This window comes from Mucilaginibacter sp. CAU 1740 (assembly GCF_039839285.1).
Lineage (GTDB): Bacteria > Bacteroidota > Bacteroidia > Sphingobacteriales > Sphingobacteriaceae > Mucilaginibacter.
Genome location: NZ_JBDOQS010000021.1, coordinates 45562 through 61811 on the forward strand (window position 1 = coordinate 45562; position 16250 = coordinate 61811).

A 16250-nucleotide genomic window follows, 5' to 3' on the forward strand; every position below is an offset into this window, starting at 1 on the left:
GTACGAAGCAATCGCACGGAAGCCGAGCCGCTATGCAAATCCGCCCTGTACAGTTCGCGATTGCTTCGTACCTCGCAATGACGGCATTATACCACCACTTATCACATGAAATACCAACTACAACCCTACCAGGGCATGCAATCGCGCTATACATGCCCGGTTTGCAGCCAACATAAATGCTTTGTACGCTATATTGATACCGAAACCGGGCAGCACCTTGCCCCGCAGGTGGGCCGCTGCGGCAGGGAAGATAAATGCGGCTACCACCTAAAACCGCGCGACTACTTCGCCACCCAACCCGGAAGCTACAAACCTTACCAGCGCAAACGCCAGCCCTACATGCCCGGTAAAAGCCCCGCAGCACCCGCACCAAACCCCGCACCCGCCGCGCAACCCGAGGTTAAATACACTATCCACGCCGACTGGGTAGCCGCCTCCTTACGTAATTATAAAGACAACAACTTTGTACGGTACCTGGTTAAACGTTTCGGCAGGGAAATAACGCGTGCTGTTGTAAAACGCTACCACATAGGCACGCATACGCATTGGCCAGGTGCCTGCGTTTTTTGGCAATACGATACCGAAGGCGATGTACGTACAGGCAAAATAATGCTGTATAACGAAGAAACCGGCAAGCGGGTAAAAGAACCTTTTAACCACATTACCTGGGCACACACGCTAATTATAAAGCAACTAACAGCCGAAGGTAAACCGCCCGTGTTCAGCCTGCAACAATGCCTGTTTGGCGAGCATTTGCTGCCCGACAACCCCAACATGCCCGTAGCCATTGTTGAAAGCGAAAAAACAGCAATAATAGCCAGCGCCATGATCCCCGATTTTATATGGCTTGCCAGCGGAAGCCTGCAAGGCCTAAACCCCGCCAAATGCGCCGTACTAAAAGGTCGCACGGTAATGCTTTTCCCCGATGCCAACGGCTACGACAAATGGAAACTAAAAGCCCGCCAGCTGCACCAAGCCATGCCCGATACGCTTTTCAGCGTCTCGCCCGTGCTTGAAACCATAGCTACCGAAGCGGATAGGTTGAATGGAATTGATATTGGGGATGTGGTGGGGTGGTAGGTTTTTAGGGGTGTCCGTAGGGTGGCTGTGGAGGGAGTGGTTCAAGGTTACGGACGGACGGAAAATACTCTCCAAGCCGTCATTGCGAGGTACGAAGCAATCGCGAACTGTGCAGAGAGGCTATAAAAGCCAGCCTTGCCGTCTCCATCATGCCGCCCTGCATCACCACCACGTCATTGCGAGGTAGGAAGCAATCGCGAACTGTACAGAGAGGCTATAAAAGCACGCGCTGCCATCACCATAACGCCGCCCCGCATCATTACCACGTCATTGCGAGTATCCATCAGGGAAAACCCTGAAAAAAAACGTGATGACGTGTAAAAAGCATAATTGATAATCAGTTATTTACGATCACGTCATTATAAGGTACGAAGCAATCGCGAACACGGCATGTTTTTATCTTCGCTGTATATTGCGGCAGTTGAGATTACGATTAAAATGGAAATAAATCTTCCGCAAAAGTGAAACGCCCGGAATATTTGAAATTATTTTTTAACCACTCGGCTGTTTTAATTCGTAACCTTTCATTAAGATTAAGGCGTTCGTTTTCTGCCTCAATATCGGATACATTTATATTAAGTACATTTTTATCTTTTTCTAACAACAAAAATGTAAAATCCTTACTGATCCCCGTCTCTTGCTGATAGCAGAGCTTTACTAATTCCAAATATTGAGACTTGGTTTTACTAATTATAAATGTTTTCTTTTTATAATCATTAAAAACGTTTGCAAAAAAGTCTTTACTAAGTGTTTTGCAAAAATTAATGTTCCATTTATGAAGAGTATCATACTCTTCAATAACAGACTTTAAACTATCGAATTTTATAAAATCAATTTTATAATGTTGTTCTTGGCTACTAATCAAAAAGCGATTTAAATAATTTATTCTATTTATTTCTGTTGTAGTTACTTTATCGTCTTCATAATGGAGTTCATGAAAATTAAGATCGGCAACGGATAATAAATTTATATTATAAATATATTTTTGATCTTTTTTCCTGCCATCTTTAAGTGAAGAAACTTCATATGCTTGTGCTTTAATGAGTGAGGCGATGCTTGAATAAATATTAGAATCGTTGCTGGGCGCATTGTTAGATTTTTTTATTTCCTGATAAGCAAACACTACCCTATTGTAATTATACATCTTATTGATAAGACTATTGGAGTCGTACTTTTTGATGAATTTTTCTTTTGACCAATCGATTTCGCTTATTTGATAATTAAATACCTCAACATTTGAAGAAAAATTTACTGGTAGCATGTTTATATTCACATTCATTCCTGGAGCTTTCCGCGTAAGAAAAACCCAATCAAACTCCGAATTTTTTTTACAACTTATTATTAGTGCTGTAAATAACATAACATCATCTTCGAGTAATAGCGTCTTATATGCAATCATATCCATTTCCCTTTGGAGTTCGGTCACATCATCTAAATAATATCGATTATGAATAACAGACCAGTTTTCTTTTTCAAGCATCGAAGCTACCTTATGCTCTAAAACATATCCTGTTTTTTCAATTGCTTTCTCAATTGAAATTTTTTCATTCTCTTCTTTTTTTTCTGGCTTACCCATTATAAGATTTGATTGTTTGAAGGTATAGGTATTATAACTGATTTATAGTAATGTAAATTAATCAATTATATTAATTCCCCAAACGTTCCCTTAGAAGAGTATTTATATTAGACAGCTTTTGCAAACCCGCTCTGTACAGTTCGCAATTACTTCGTTTCTCGTAATGACGTGGTGGGGGAGGTAAGGCGGTGTGGTGGAGTAATGATGGCCTTACAATCCGCCCTGTACAGTTCGCGATTGCTTCGTACCTCGCAATGACGTGGTGGTGAGGTAAGGGGGCTGGTGATGAGGTGATCACAGCCTTGCAAATCCCCCTGTACAGTTCGCGATTGCTTCGTACCTCGCAATGACGTGGCGGCGAGCAGTTATATAATAATTAATCCTTTATTAAATCATCATACAAATCCTTCCATTCAGGATTTAGTTCTTCAACAAGTTTAACCTTCATTTGCCTGTTGCCAGCTTTTAGGGTTTTTTCGGCGGCTATTGCTTCTTCTATATGATGATAAAATAGGTAGTAAACTAACTTATTACAGTTGTATTTGGCTGCAAAACTTTGGGGGTAGGTTTTGTTTTTGTGGTCATATATTCTACCTATAATATCAGACGTTACCCCGGTGTATAGTACGGAGTTATTTTTATTGGTGATGATGTAAACACATCCGCCGCGTTGCATAACCATAGGCGTAATATTAAGGAAGATTTGCGTGTTTGGGAAGTTGGAGTTTGAAAAACTGCCTGCTTTTTCGCAGCCTGTCCACCATCCGTTCCTAAATACTGTAACACAGGGTTACGGACGGACGTACAGCCACCACGTCATTGCGAGGTACGAAGCAATCGCACGGAAGCCGAGGGGCTATGCAGATTCGCCCTGTAAAGTTCGCGATTGCTTCGTACCTCGCAATGACGTGGTGGAGAGGGCGATGGCGGCTGTGCAAATTCGCTCTGTATAGTTCGCGATTGCTTCATGCCTCGCAATGACGTGGTGGAGAGGGCGATGGCGGCTATGCAAATTCGCTCGGTACAGTTCGCGATTGCTTCGTACCTCGCAATGACGTGATGGAGAAGGGCGGCTAATCCGCTATAGCTTTTAAACAAAAAAACGCCCTTCGGCTAACCGAAGGACGTTTTTTATATGATCTGAAAAATCAGCGATTATAATTTGCCAAGTTCTTCAACAAGGTCAATCAGTTTGTTTGAGTAACCCCACTCGTTATCGTACCATGATACAACTTTTACGAAGTTATCATTCAGGCCGATACCGGCTTTGGCATCAAAAATTGAAGTACGTGCATCGCCTTTAAAATCTTCAGATACAACTTCATCTTCAGTGTAACCAAGGATGCCTTTTAGTTCGCCTTCTGATGCTGCTTTCATAGCTGCTTTGATGGCTTCGTAAGATGCACCTTTTTTCAAACGTACAGTTAAGTCAACTACAGATACGTCGGCAACTGGTACACGTAAGCTCATGCCGGTTAATTTACCTTTTAACTGAGGTAATACTAAACCAACCGCTTTAGCAGCACCTGTTGATGAAGGGATGATGTTTTGGTAAGCACCACGGCCACCTCTCCAGTCTTTAGCCGATGGGCCGTCAACTGTTTTTTGGGTAGCTGTAACAGCGTGTACAGTAGTCATTAAGCCTTCTTCAATACCAAAGTTATCGTCCAATACTTTAGCGATAGGTGCTAAACAGTTGGTGGTACATGAAGCGTTTGAAACGATGTTTTGATCGGCTTTCAGTTCTTTATGGTTAACACCCATTACAAATGTAGGGGTATCATCTTTTGCAGGGGCGCTCATTACTACTTTTTTAGCACCGGCGTCGATGTGTTTTTGAGCAGTTTCCTGGGTTAAGAATAAACCGGTAGATTCAATTACTACCTCAGCACCTACTTCGTTCCATTTAAGGTTAGCAGGGTCTTTCTCGGCAGTAACACGGATGGTTTTACCGTTAACAACCAAATGACCACCTTCAACAGCAATAGTGCCTTTGAACTGACCATGAGTTGAATCGTATTTTAACATGTAAGCCATGTAATCTGGCTCAACAAGGTCATTAATACCAACAACTTCAATGTCTGGTCTTTCAATTGCAGCCCTGAATGCCAGGCGGCCAATACGGCCGAAACCGTTAATTCCTATTTTCATGATTTTTTAATTTTTACTTGAATAGTAGGTTAATAGATTATTTATGGGTTCTTTAATAATGTTAGTGATCTGCAACTCGGCCTCGGCGGCGGCCTCATGTAAATGCTCCTGAAAATTAAAGGCAACCGACCCGGCGAAGTGTATTCCCGCCTCGGGATGTTGCTGGTATAAAGGTAGCAAATATGTGGAAATTAGCTTACTAAATCCTTTTTTTATGACGCTTTGCAGATGATGGTCTGCCTTATTATCGAGATAAAAATCGGTAAAGGAACTCAGGAATAATGCCGGCTGTTTTTGACGGTAAACCTTCTCGAGCAGGTTTTTACGGTCGGCATCGTACTTGTGTATAAACTTTTTGCGCAGTGATGGCGGCAGCGTATCGTTCATGAAACCTTTTATCAGCTGGCGGCCCAACCAGTTGCCTGAGCCTTCATCGGCAAGGATATAGCCTAAGCCGTAATTGTTGGTTGCAACCTTTTTACCATCGTACCAGGCGGCGTTGGTTCCGCTGCCGCAAATGCTGATAATGCCCGGCTCGTTTTTACAACAGGCAATGGCAGCACCGGCAATATCATGCTCAACAGTTATTTTGCCGAATTTAAAAAACTGGGCGAAGGCGTTGTGAACTATCTGGCGGCGCTCGTCAGACGAGGCACCCGCGCCGAAGAAGTAAATGCGTTTTATCTCTTCGGCGTGGTGTATGAGGTTAATGTTTTTGTTTAGCAGTTGCAGAATGTGCTTCTCATCGTTAAAATAGGGATTAATGCCATTGGTTTTAAAAGAGGCAATAGTGCGCCCCTTGTCAGTAAGCCGCCAATGTGCAAAGTACGATCCGCTATAAACAACTGCAATCATTAATTTTTATATCGATAAAATATCCATCATTTGTAAAAGATCTGGCTCCAGCTTAAACTCATGATGGTTAAGCGCCTGCTCCAGATCGGTCATCAGGATATGGTTAGCCTGCAAACCTACCATTTTTTGCGATTCGCCGGCTATTAAAGCATTAACTGCCGCGAAGCCAAGTCTGCTACCCAAAATACGGTCGAAACTTGATGGTGCGCCTCCGCGTTGCAAGTGGCCTAATATAGTAACTTTTATATCGTAGTTTTTAACTTCTTGTTGTACAGCCTTTGCCACATCATAAACACCGCCGTTTTTATCGCCTTCGGCAACAATTACAATGCTTGATGATTTTTTGTTCATGTGGCCCTCTTTCAGGTTCTGGATCAGATCATGAATAGCCGTGGTACGCTCTGGCAATAAAATAGCCTCGGCACCGCATGAGATACCGGCACGCAAAGCAATAGCGCCCGAATCGCGACCCATTACCTCAATAAAAAATAAACGATCATGCGCATCGGCAGTATCACGGATCTTGTCGATAGCTTCGATAACCGTGTTTGTAGCGGTATCAAAGCCCAGGGTATAGGTAGAGCCGCAAAGGTCATTATCAATAGTACCTGGTACGCCCATTACAGCTATATCAGGGTATTTACGCGAGAAACGTAACGCGCCGGTAAAAGTACCATCGCCACCGATAACCACCAGAGCATCAATGCCGCGTTCTTTGGCATGTTTGTAGGCTTGCTCCATACCTTCGTCGGTTTTGAAGGGCAGGCAACGCGCGGTTTTTAAAATGGTACCGCCTAAATTAAGGATGTTACTTACCGAACGCCTGTCCATCTCGTACATGTCGTTATCAATAAGGCCTTTGTAACCTTGCCTTATACCTACAACTTCCAGTCCGTTGTAAAGGGCTGTTCTAACAACAGCGCGAATACAAGGGTTCATTCCGGGAGCATCGCCGCCCGAAGTTAAAACCCCTATTTTTGAAATTTTACGCATCTTTCACTCCTTGGTTTATCGCCACGAAGATACTGTGTGTAATTTACACCATTAAATTTTATTTATTTTTTTTTGGATTAGAGATTAAGGCTATATCTTTAAACTTATTAACTAAATCTCACTAATAGTTTGGAACTAATGTTACCCAAGTTTGATTCCGTATTCTCGATAGACTGCGTGATATTCGGCTTTGAAGCCGGCGAGCTCAAAATTTTGCTCATTGAGCGAAACGAAGAGCCATATAAAGACTGGCTGGCACTGCCCGGCTATATTGTTGAGCAGGACGAGAGTATTGATGATGCTGCCGAGCGGATACTGTACGAGCTTACAGGCCTGCGCGATATGCACATGCAGCAGTTCCACACCTTTGGCGAGGTAAACCGTCACCCGCAGGGCCGTGTAATTACGGTGGCCTACTATGCGCTTATCCGCATAAACGGCCAAAAAGAACTGCGCCCGGTAACCCAATACGCCAAAAAAGCCTTCTGGCACCCGGTAAGCGAGCTGCCTAAATTGGCCTTCGACCATAGTGAGATCTTCAAAACAGGCTTTAACAAAATTAAACGCCGCCTGCACTATCAACCGATAGCATTCGAGTTATTGCCAGAGAAATTTACCCTTACCCAACTACAATCGCTTTATGAGGCCGTGCTGGATAAAAAGCTGGATAAACGCAATTTCCGCAAAAAAATGCTGAGCTACGGCTTTTTGAAAGAGCTGGATGAGAAGCAAAAAGGGGTATCATACCGCGCCGCCAAGCTGTATAAGTTTGATAAGCGTAAGTATGGGAAGATTTTTCAGGGAGAGATGAACCTGGTATAGCGGGTTATAGAGGCAGGAAATCAAGAAGCAGGAGATAAGAAAAGATAGATTCAGGAAGTCAAGAGTCAGGAAACAAGAGAGTCTGGATTTTGAGATAAAAAAAGAAAAGGGCTGGAAGATTTTCCGGCCCTTTTCCTTTTCATTACTGCCACGTCATTGCGAGGCACGAAGCAATCGCACGGAGGCCGAGGGGCTATGCAGATCCACCCTGTAAAAAGTTCGCGATTGCTTCGTACCTCGCAATGACATGGTGGAAAAATACTTCTTGATTAGTGTCCACAACCCGTCGGTTAGGATAGTGACACAACTGTACGGACGGACGTACAACCCAACACCGCCATAAACAAACAATCCCCGATTACAGGGCTAACCTGATTATCGGGGATTGTTTTATACTTAAAAAAAAGTTGCGATGAGACCTACTTACTTATCTCAATATGCTTAAACGTTTTGGTGTATTTAAACTCAATCGTGTTATCATCATTTAACTGAAACTCTTTCACATCCTTGCCATCAACAGTAATTTTTGATGGTTTGAAAGGGAAGCCGATCAGGTTAAAGTGGTAGCCATCATAGCGCGGGGTGTATAAACCTTCCAGACTTTGATCGATGGTTACGTGTTTGGCATCGCCGTTTACCACGAATTTTTTCTCGAGGTAAATATCCTGCTCGTAGGCAAAAGTTTCGCCGTAATCTTCAAACAGGAAGGAGTTAACCTCGTAATCGGTATAATAAATATTCAGCTTAACTTCTTCAATTTCGTGCTGACCAACGTATTGCATTACCGGGTACTCCGGAATTACCGAACCGGCTTTTACAAATACAGGCATGGTTTCTAACGGGGTATCTACCGATACTTCCTGACCGCCATCTACAACCTCATAGGTCCAGAAGTTGTACCATTTGCCTTTTGGCAGGTAAACATTACGCTTGCGCTGACCAGGTTCCATTACCGGGCAAACCAAGATCTTATCGCCATAAGTAAACTCATCCTGGCGGAAGTGGTTCATCACCGTATCTTGCTCGTGCATTACTATCGGCCTCAAAATAGGGAAACCGTAACGGTGATGCTCCCAGAAGGTTGAGTACAGGTAAGGGATCAAACGGTAACGCAACTCAATGAATTTACGGTTGATAGCGGTAAATGGCTCGCCAAAGCTCCATGGTTCACGCTCTTTGGTATCACCTGCCGAGTGCGCACGCATAAATGGTGAGAAGGTTCCCATCTGGATCCAGCGGGTAAACAATTCGCCATCAGGCTCGCCGCTGAAGCCGCCTATATCAGTTCCGCAGAAAGGGATACCTGAAATAGAAAGGCGCTGGCATTGGATATTACCTATTTTAAGGTGTTCCCAGCTGGCCACGTTATCGCCGGTCCACACCGATGAAAAGCGCTGCACGCCCGAGTAACCTGCCCTGGTAATGGTGAAAGGGCGTTTATTTTTCATGATCTTGCGCAAACCTTCGTAGGTTGAGCGCACCATCTGCATACCGTAAACATTGTGGGCCTTACGGTGCGAACCGCGGTAGCCATCATACTGGTGACGAACATCATCCGGGAAAGTACCCGCGCCAAATACGGCTGGTTCGTTCATATCGTTCCAAACACCGGCAACGCCCATCTGCACCAGTTCATCAAACAAACCACCCCACCACTCACGTACTTCAGGGTTGGTAAAATCTGGGAACTGGCAACGGCCCGGCCATACGTGGCCTTCCATAAAGTAATCGTCGCTACGGCGGCAGAAGTATTTCTTCTCCTTACCTTCCTTAAACACCGAGTAGTTATCATCCACGCGGATACCCGGATCAATAATTACCACGGTTTTAAAACCATCGGCAGCAAGTTCGCTGATCATCTTTTTAGGATCGGGGAAGTACTTGCGGTTCCAGGTAAAGCAACGGTAGCCATCCATATAATCGATATCCAGATAGATACCATCGCAAGGGATCTTGTTTTCGCGGAAGCCACGTGCAATTTTACGCACTTTGGCTTCAGGGTAATAGCTCCAACGGCACTGGTGATAACCCAAGGCCCAAAGCGGTGGCATAGGGTGCGTACCGGTAAGGGTGTGGTAGCTTTTTACCACGTCCATCATATGCGGACCGTGGATATAGTAATATTGTAATTCGCCCCCATCAGCCCAGAAACTCGTTTTAGTACGATCTTCCGAACCAAAATCAAACTGGGCTTTAAATGTATTATCAAAGAAAATACCGTGTGCAATACCCTCGTTTACGCTGATGTAAAAAGGGATGCTGCGGTAAAGCGGATCCTGGTTCCATTGAAACGAATAGGCATCCGTATTCCAGTTTTTTAAGCGTTTGCCGCGTAAGTTTAGTTCGGTTGGTTTATCGCCAAGACCGAAAAAGCTTTCATCAGGCGCGCATGTTTTGGTACAAAATACGTAGTAACCACCGGCCTGTACGTTCTCTTCCCAGTGCATAGGCACGGCATCCATACTGGTTACGTGGTTATTACCATCCGAAAAAGAGATAAAGAAATCCTTTTTACGGATATGGCAATTTACCTTGTATGTTGACACGCGAAACTCGTTCTCATCCTCGTGCAAAGAAAAACCTGCCGCTTTGGTTGGCAGTTTGGGCACACCGTACGAGAAATCTTCTAAAAAAACGCTGTGCGGTGCAAGGCGTACACGGATAATCTCGTCGGTAACTACAATAACCTCAACTTTGGCATCGCCATCGGTAAAGTAAAATTTATTGCCAACTTGCTGTGCATTGGTCGGTACACCGAGGTATTTTTTAACTACAGGCTTAATACCATCGGCAGGGTTATTAAGGTGGTGAAACTCCTCTTCTTCTTCTATCAGATTTTCAATCTCGGTCAATTTGCTGGTAATCAGCTCCGGATTTGGATTTGGGGTATTACTTTCCATTAAAACAATTTAGTTGGGTTCTGCAAATATGTATAAAGTGTACTTACTACGCAATATACAACAATGTTGTTAACGAAAAAACCATTTACCGTGCCAATTCCTTAACTTTTAATCAATCTGCAGACTCAATAATCTGAATTTTTTTGCCATCGTTAACAAATAATACCGCAACTGCCGCCAAAAACATAAAAACACCAGCCATTACCAAAGCATAGATAGCCTGGTTATGATAAAGATACTTTACAACCGGTCCGCCGATAATTCCGTTCACAATTTGGGGGAAAGTGATGAAGAAATTGAAGATGCCCATATACACGCCTATCTTTTTAGCTGGTATTGAGCTTGATAGGATAGCGTAAGGCATAGCCAAAATACTTCCCCAGGCCAAGCCGATACCTATCATGGAAAGGACAAGCAATTTAGGATCGGTAATAAAATATACCGAAATAAGCCCCAAACCGCCCATTATTAAAGAAAATGCGTGCGCTTTTTTACGGCTAAGCGTTTTCACAATGCGTGGCAGCAGCAAGGCATAAATAGCCGAAACAAAATTATAAACACCAAATAATACGTTTACCCAGTTGGCAGCATCGTTATAGGCGACTGATGAGGTATCGTTTGCGGGAATATGATACACATGTGCAGCCACAGCCGGGGTGGTAAATACCCACATCGAAAACAAGGCAAACCAGGAGAAAAACTGTACCAAACCCAGCTGTTTCATCGTTTTGGGCATATTTACCAAATCGCTGAAAATCTCGGTTAAGCCGCTTTTATGGCCTGATGCCGATTCGTCTTTTTCGTGAAAGGTAGAATAAACTTCGGGTGGATATTCTTTAGTACGGATAACGGTCCAGAGGATGGCCCCTATCAATACCGCCGCGCCGATATAAAAGGAGTACAACACGTTATAGGGCACGATACCGGGAGCAGCCGTTTTAGCGATGCCGAACCACTCGGCAAATACATAAGGCAACCACGAGCCAATTACAGCACCAACGCCTATCAGGCAGGTTTGCATCGAAAACCCGGTAGTATGCTGACTATCGGGCAGATTATCGGCCACCAAAGCCCTGAACGGTTCCATAGCCACGTTGAACGATGCGTCCATGATCATCAGCATCCCCGCTCCCACTACAATAGGCGGAATAATAGCCGCCAGCATAGATGAGTTAGGCATAAAGAACAGCGCCAGGCCAGACAGGATTGCCCCCATTAAAAAATACGGACGACGGCGACCAAGCTTATTCCACGTTCTGTCGCTATAATGACCAATAATAGGCTGAACGATCATGCCTGTAATAGGTGCAGCCAACCAAAACCACGACAGATGCTCCACATCGGCACCAAAAGTTTGCAAAATGCGGCTGGCGTTACCTGTTTGCAAGGCAAAACCAAACTGGATGCCCAAAAAGCCGAAGCTCATGTTAAAGATCTGCCAAAAGCTTAATCGTGGCTTTTGCGCGATGGTTGGTTTGTTTTGGTTCATTGGTTCAATAGTTCATTGGTTCATTGGTGGTTTTGGAATGGATGTCACCCCATTCTCCACCACCTCATTACGAAGCAAGGCCAGACTTACGAAGTTTTTAAAACTTCGTAAGTCCTAAACGTTCTCACCCACACGTCATTGCGAGGAACGAAGCAATCGCGAACTTTACAGGGCGGATTTGCATAGCCCCTCGGCTTCCGTGCGATTGCTTCGTACCTCGCAATGACATGGTGGAGAAGAGTATCTTCTAAAACTCCAGCAATAAGCCACTCATAGCAGGCAGGCTTACTTCAACACCTTTACTTATATCCTCGGTATTGAATTTGGCTCCGCTTAGCAAGTCGCTGAATTGTTTATGGCCGCTTTGGTTTAATTTTGTTAACAGGTCTTCCGGGAGTTTCACTGTTAATTTACGGTCGCTCCGGTTAAAATTGGTTATTACTAATATACGCTGGTTATTGGCATAACGGGCATAAATGTACAGGCGGGTATCAAAGCCCGGTTGGTGCTCGTTAGCCATCATCAGCTCATAAAACGCACCTGCTTTAAGCGCTTCACTGTTATGCACAGCGGTTAGCAGATTATGGTAAAAGCCACGGAGCTTTTGCTGATCGGCAGATAGGTTAGCGCCATCATACTCGTGATTGTTTACCCATTTTTGATGTTCGGGTACACCCCAATAATCAAATATCGATGTACGACCATCGTTACCACTAAAGCCTTCGGTACCATTGGCAGGCTCACCTACTTCCTGACCGAAATATACCATTACCGGTCCGGTGTTTAATGTAGCAGTGATGATCATCCCCGGAACAGCCAGCCATGGGTTACCAGCGAAATCATTACAGGCAATGCGCTGCTCATCGTGGTTTTCCATAAAGCGCAGCATATGCTCGTCTATGCCTTTGCTATCGTGGTTCCAAACCGCATTAATTTCCCAGGTTGATGAGTGGTGCTCATCGCGGGTTAGGCGTTTGATGGCATCGTACAGGCCTACCTTATCGTACAGGTAATCAAACTTGCCTTTAAAAATATAATCGCTGTATTTGCCTTTATCATAGGCCTCGCCGATGAATACTAAACCCGGATGCTCGGCTTTCAGTTTCGGGATCACCCAACCCCAGAACTCGATAGGTACCATCTCCACCATATCGCAACGGAAACCATCTACACCTTTTTCGCTCCAGTAATGCAGGATATCATAAACCTTGTTCCACAGCGGAGGGATGGGGTCGAAATGGTTACGGCGATGATCCATGTAATCAACACCATAGTTCAATTTCATGGTTTCAAACCAATCGTTAATAGATGGCGTAGCGCTGAAAACATCATTACCGGTAGCTTTGGCCGGGTTTTCATCAAATTTACCATCCTTTAAAGGGCTTTTAAACTCATCGCCACCCGGATTATAACCTTGAGGAACAACGAAGGGTTGGTTAGGGATGTAGTAAAAATCATTAGTGGCGCTAAAACCTTTGCCCTTATCATCATCCTCACCAAAATCGCGCACACCGGCAGGTTTTACATCCGAACCGTAGGTACGGGCGACGTGGTTTGGTACCAGATCCATCAATACCTTCAAACCGTTGGCATGGGTACGTTTGATGAGTGCCTCATATTCGCCGATGCGATTTTTAACATCAACTGCCAGATCGGGGTCGATATCATAATAATCTTTAATAGCATACGGCGAACCTGCCCGACCTTTTACGATATCCGGATCGTCGGCTTTGATGCCGTATTGCGAATAATCGGTCATGGTGGCGTGTTCAATTACGCCGGTGTACCAAACATGGGTAAAACCCATCTTTTTGATCTGTTGAAGGGCTTTATCGTTAATATCGTTGAGCTTGCCTACGCCATTTTCTTCTATCGAGCCGTTGGTTTTATTAAGCGTTTGGGTATTGCCAAACAAGCGCGGCAGCAGTTGGTATATAATGAGTTTATGGTTGGTAGTTTGTTCCATTTTGTTTTTCTTTTTGTGATGATTTACCTGCGCAAACGTAAACATTGGCAACATGGTTACGCCAACAAAGCATCCAAAAATCCATTTCCTGTTCATTAGGCTTCCACTAATAAATCATCGTTGGCTTTCACCACCTGTTCTTTTCCGTAAACCAGCACGGTAGTTTCTATATCCGATGCGTTTTTGATCTGTACGCCTTCCTTGCTTACCTTAATATTCAGCAAAGCCCCACGGAAACCGATATGGAATGAAAACGACGACCATTTGCCAGGGATAAACGGCTGGAACGATAGCTTGCTATCGTTAACACGCATCCCTGCAAACCCTTCAACTACAGCCATCCAGGTACCCGCCATCGAGGTGATGTGGCAACCATCTTCGGTATCGTTGTTATAATCGTCCAGATCTAAACGGGCTGTACGCAGGTAAAACTCGTAAGCACGCGCCTCATCGCCCAACTTAGCGGCTATGATGGCATGTACACATGGCGATAATGATGACTCATGCACGGTACGCGGCTCATAAAAATCATAATTGCGGCGGATGGTGTCAATATCGTACTGATCTTCAAAAAAGTAAATGCCCTGTAGTACGTCAGCCTGCTTAATATAGCATGAACGCAGGATCCTGTCCCAACTCCATTTTTGGTTAATAGGGCGATCTGATGCAGACAGGTCTTTTACGAGGATCTGCTCTTTATCAAGGTATCCATCCTGCTGTAAAAAGATCTGGCGCTTTTCATCATAAGGATAGTACATCTTATCGATGATGTGCTTAAACCTGCCAAACTCGGTTGCTTCGTCGAGATTGGTTTTGCTCACCAGCGCGGCGTATTTTTCCGGGTTTTCGGCTTTTACTTTTTCGGCAACTTCAACAGTATATTGCATACACCAGGTAGCAATGGTGCTGGTGTACCAGTTATTATTTACGTTATTCTCGTACTCGTTAGGCCCTGTTACGCCAAGCATTACATACTGCTCCCTATCCTCAGACCATGTAACTCTTTGCGACCAGAACCTTGCTATCCCCAACAACACTTCCAAACCATAATCGCCTAAATAAGCCTCATCGCCAGTATATCGCACATAATTGTAAATGGCAAAAGCAATAGCTCCGTTACGGTGAATTTCCTCAAAAGTAATCTCCCACTCGTTATGGCATTCGGTACCATCCATGGTAACCATCGGATACAAGGCAGCCCCGTTTTTAAAGCCAAGCAATTGTGCATTCTCGATAGCTTTACCTAATTGTTTATAGCGGTACAACAGCAGGTTACGGGTAACTTTTTGAGGAGCTGTAGAAAGGTAAAACGGCACACAATAAGCCTCGGTATCCCAATAGGTTGAGCCGCCGTATTTTTCGCCGGTAAAGCCTTTAGGGCCTATGTTGAGGCGGTCATCCTCGCCGGTGTAGGTTTGGTTAAGCTGGTAGATATTGAAGCGGATAGCCTGCTGTGCAGAAATATCGCCATCAATAATAATATCATTATGCTTCCATTTTTCGGCCCAGGCAGCAGCTTGTTCGGCCAACATGGTATCAAAGCCTTTGGCGCTGATGCGATCCAAAGTTGCTGTTAATTGCTCAACCAGTTCTTCCGCTTTATAGTTTTGAGATGAAAGGTTGGCGGCGTATTTAATAACAGTGATCGCTTCACCCTCTTTAGCGCTTAAAGTGATTTTTGAAGCAACGTATTTTTCTTTTTCGATGGCTTCGGCAGTTGGTTCAATAATCTCCCCGTTTTGCTGGATGCTGAATTGCATACCTGTAGCTACTTCAAAGCCTGTTTTTTTGGTTCGCATTACGATGTAACCGCCATTGGGATTATTGGCTTTACTTACCTCATCCCAAAACTTTTCATCGTAGTTAGAGTCTTTATTTACTACATCGCCATCAATAGCCGGTGTTAAAGTGATCTCGCCGCTAAAGTTTAAAGGCGTAATAGTGTATTTGATAGCGCCCGTTTCATCATCGGCCATGCTGCAAAAGCGGGTAGCCTCTACCTTCACCTCTTTACCTGATGCTGTTTTGGCACGAAAATCCCTTTTCAGGTAACCTTCCTTCATGTTCAACTCCCGGCGGAAATTACTTACCTCACATTTAGCGAGATCAAGTTGCTCGCCATCCAGCTGCACATCTATAATTACCCAGTTGGCGGCGTTCAGTACTTTGGCAAAGTATTCCGGATAGCCGTTTTTCCACCAGCCTACGCGGGTTTTATCCGGGTAGTAAACACCGGCCACGTAGTTGCCTAAAAGGGTATCACCGCTGTAAGCTTCTTCAAAATTGGCACGCTGACCCATCCGGCCATTGCCCAAGCTGAAAATGCTTTCAGAAATTTTATTGTAATGAGGATCGAAGCCTTCTTCAATAATCCTCCACTCATCTGCTTTTATGTAGTTTTTCATCAAATCGTTCTAT

General features: G+C 44.4%; 11 protein-coding genes. 2 read left to right on the forward strand and 9 right to left on the reverse strand.

Features of this window, described 5'->3' with window-relative positions; translation table 11 throughout:
* Positions 1-105 precede the first annotated feature (105 nt).
* A complete protein-coding gene (locus AAFN85_RS30900) occupies positions 106-1080 on the forward strand; it encodes a DUF6371 domain-containing protein (RefSeq protein WP_347531832.1) in 975 nt (324 codons plus the stop codon).
* A 433-nt stretch (positions 1081-1513) separates the two neighbouring features.
* Here the strand turns inward: AAFN85_RS30900 and AAFN85_RS30905 are convergent, their stop codons facing one another.
* The 5 genes from AAFN85_RS30905 to pfkA form a co-directional block, all read right to left on the reverse strand.
* A complete protein-coding gene (locus AAFN85_RS30905; protein WP_347531833.1) occupies positions 1514-2656 on the reverse strand; it encodes a hypothetical protein in 1143 nt (380 codons plus the stop codon).
* Positions 2657-3032: 376 nt separating this feature from the next.
* A complete protein-coding gene (locus tag AAFN85_RS30910; protein WP_347531834.1) occupies positions 3033-3338 on the reverse strand; it encodes a GIY-YIG nuclease family protein in 306 nt (101 codons plus the stop codon).
* A 473-nt stretch (positions 3339-3811) separates the two neighbouring features.
* On the reverse strand, positions 3812-4807 hold the full coding sequence (gene gap, locus AAFN85_RS30915) for a type I glyceraldehyde-3-phosphate dehydrogenase (RefSeq protein WP_347531835.1): 996 nt from the start codon (positions 4805-4807) through the stop codon (positions 3812-3814).
* Positions 4808-4813: 6 nt separating this feature from the next.
* Positions 4814-5662 carry a hypothetical protein gene (locus AAFN85_RS30920; RefSeq protein ID WP_347531836.1) on the reverse strand — a complete coding sequence of 283 codons (849 nt, stop codon included), beginning with the start codon at positions 5660-5662 and terminating at the stop codon, positions 4814-4816.
* A gap of 6 nt (positions 5663-5668) precedes the next feature.
* Positions 5669-6655, reverse strand: coding sequence for a 6-phosphofructokinase (gene pfkA / locus AAFN85_RS30925; RefSeq protein WP_347531837.1), 987 nt, complete (start codon positions 6653-6655; stop codon positions 5669-5671).
* A 138-nt stretch (positions 6656-6793) separates the two neighbouring features.
* Here pfkA and AAFN85_RS30930 point away from each other — a divergent pair, with 138 nt between their 5' ends.
* Positions 6794-7477, forward strand: a complete 684-nt coding sequence (locus AAFN85_RS30930; RefSeq protein WP_022834069.1) for an NUDIX domain-containing protein — start codon at positions 6794-6796, stop codon at positions 7475-7477.
* A gap of 419 nt (positions 7478-7896) precedes the next feature.
* Here AAFN85_RS30930 and AAFN85_RS30935 read toward each other — a convergent pair whose 3' ends face one another.
* The 4 genes from AAFN85_RS30935 to AAFN85_RS30950 all read right to left on the reverse strand — a co-directional run bounded on the left by AAFN85_RS30935 (position 7897) and on the right by AAFN85_RS30950 (position 16237).
* A complete protein-coding gene (locus AAFN85_RS30935; protein WP_347531838.1) occupies positions 7897-10377 on the reverse strand; it encodes a glycoside hydrolase family 31 protein in 2481 nt (826 codons plus the stop codon).
* 112 nt (positions 10378-10489) lie between these two features.
* Complete coding sequence (locus AAFN85_RS30940; RefSeq protein WP_347531839.1) at positions 10490-11866, reverse strand: MFS transporter; 1377 nt, start codon at positions 11864-11866, stop codon at positions 10490-10492.
* 247 nt (positions 11867-12113) lie between these two features.
* The gene (locus AAFN85_RS30945; protein ID WP_347531840.1) at positions 12114-13928 is read right to left on the reverse strand and encodes an alpha-amylase family glycosyl hydrolase; all 1815 of its coding nucleotides are present in this window, start codon (positions 13926-13928) and stop codon (positions 12114-12116) included.
* Entirely contained in the window at positions 13928-16237 is a 2310-nt protein-coding gene (locus AAFN85_RS30950) for a glycoside hydrolase family 65 protein (protein WP_347531841.1), read from the reverse strand. The genes AAFN85_RS30945 and AAFN85_RS30950 overlap by 1 nt, the downstream gene beginning before the upstream one ends.
* Positions 16238-16250 lie beyond the last annotated feature (13 nt).

Bases quoted from the DNA above. Each gene is read 5' to 3' on its own strand.
- AAFN85_RS30900 (WP_347531832.1), top strand. From the start codon at position 106: ATGAAATACCAACTACAACCCTACCAGGGCATGCAATCGCGCTATACA.
- AAFN85_RS30905 (WP_347531833.1), bottom strand. From the start codon at position 2,656: ATGGGTAAGCCAGAAAAAAAAGAAGAGAATGAAAAAATTTCAATTGAG.
- AAFN85_RS30910 (WP_347531834.1), bottom strand. From the start codon at position 3,338: ATGGTTATGCAACGCGGCGGATGTGTTTACATCATCACCAATAAAAAT.
- gap (WP_347531835.1), bottom strand. From the start codon at position 4,807: ATGAAAATAGGAATTAACGGTTTCGGCCGTATTGGCCGCCTGGCATTC.
- AAFN85_RS30920 (WP_347531836.1), bottom strand. From the start codon at position 5,662: ATGATTGCAGTTGTTTATAGCGGATCGTACTTTGCACATTGGCGGCTT.
- pfkA (WP_347531837.1), bottom strand. From the start codon at position 6,655: ATGCGTAAAATTTCAAAAATAGGGGTTTTAACTTCGGGCGGCGATGCT.
- AAFN85_RS30930 (WP_022834069.1), top strand. From the start codon at position 6,794: ATGTTACCCAAGTTTGATTCCGTATTCTCGATAGACTGCGTGATATTC.
- AAFN85_RS30935 (WP_347531838.1), bottom strand. From the start codon at position 10,377: ATGGAAAGTAATACCCCAAATCCAAATCCGGAGCTGATTACCAGCAAA.
- AAFN85_RS30940 (WP_347531839.1), bottom strand. From the start codon at position 11,866: ATGAACCAAAACAAACCAACCATCGCGCAAAAGCCACGATTAAGCTTT.
- AAFN85_RS30945 (WP_347531840.1), bottom strand. From the start codon at position 13,928: ATGAACAGGAAATGGATTTTTGGATGCTTTGTTGGCGTAACCATGTTG.
- AAFN85_RS30950 (WP_347531841.1), bottom strand. From the start codon at position 16,237: ATGAAAAACTACATAAAAGCAGATGAGTGGAGGATTATTGAAGAAGGC.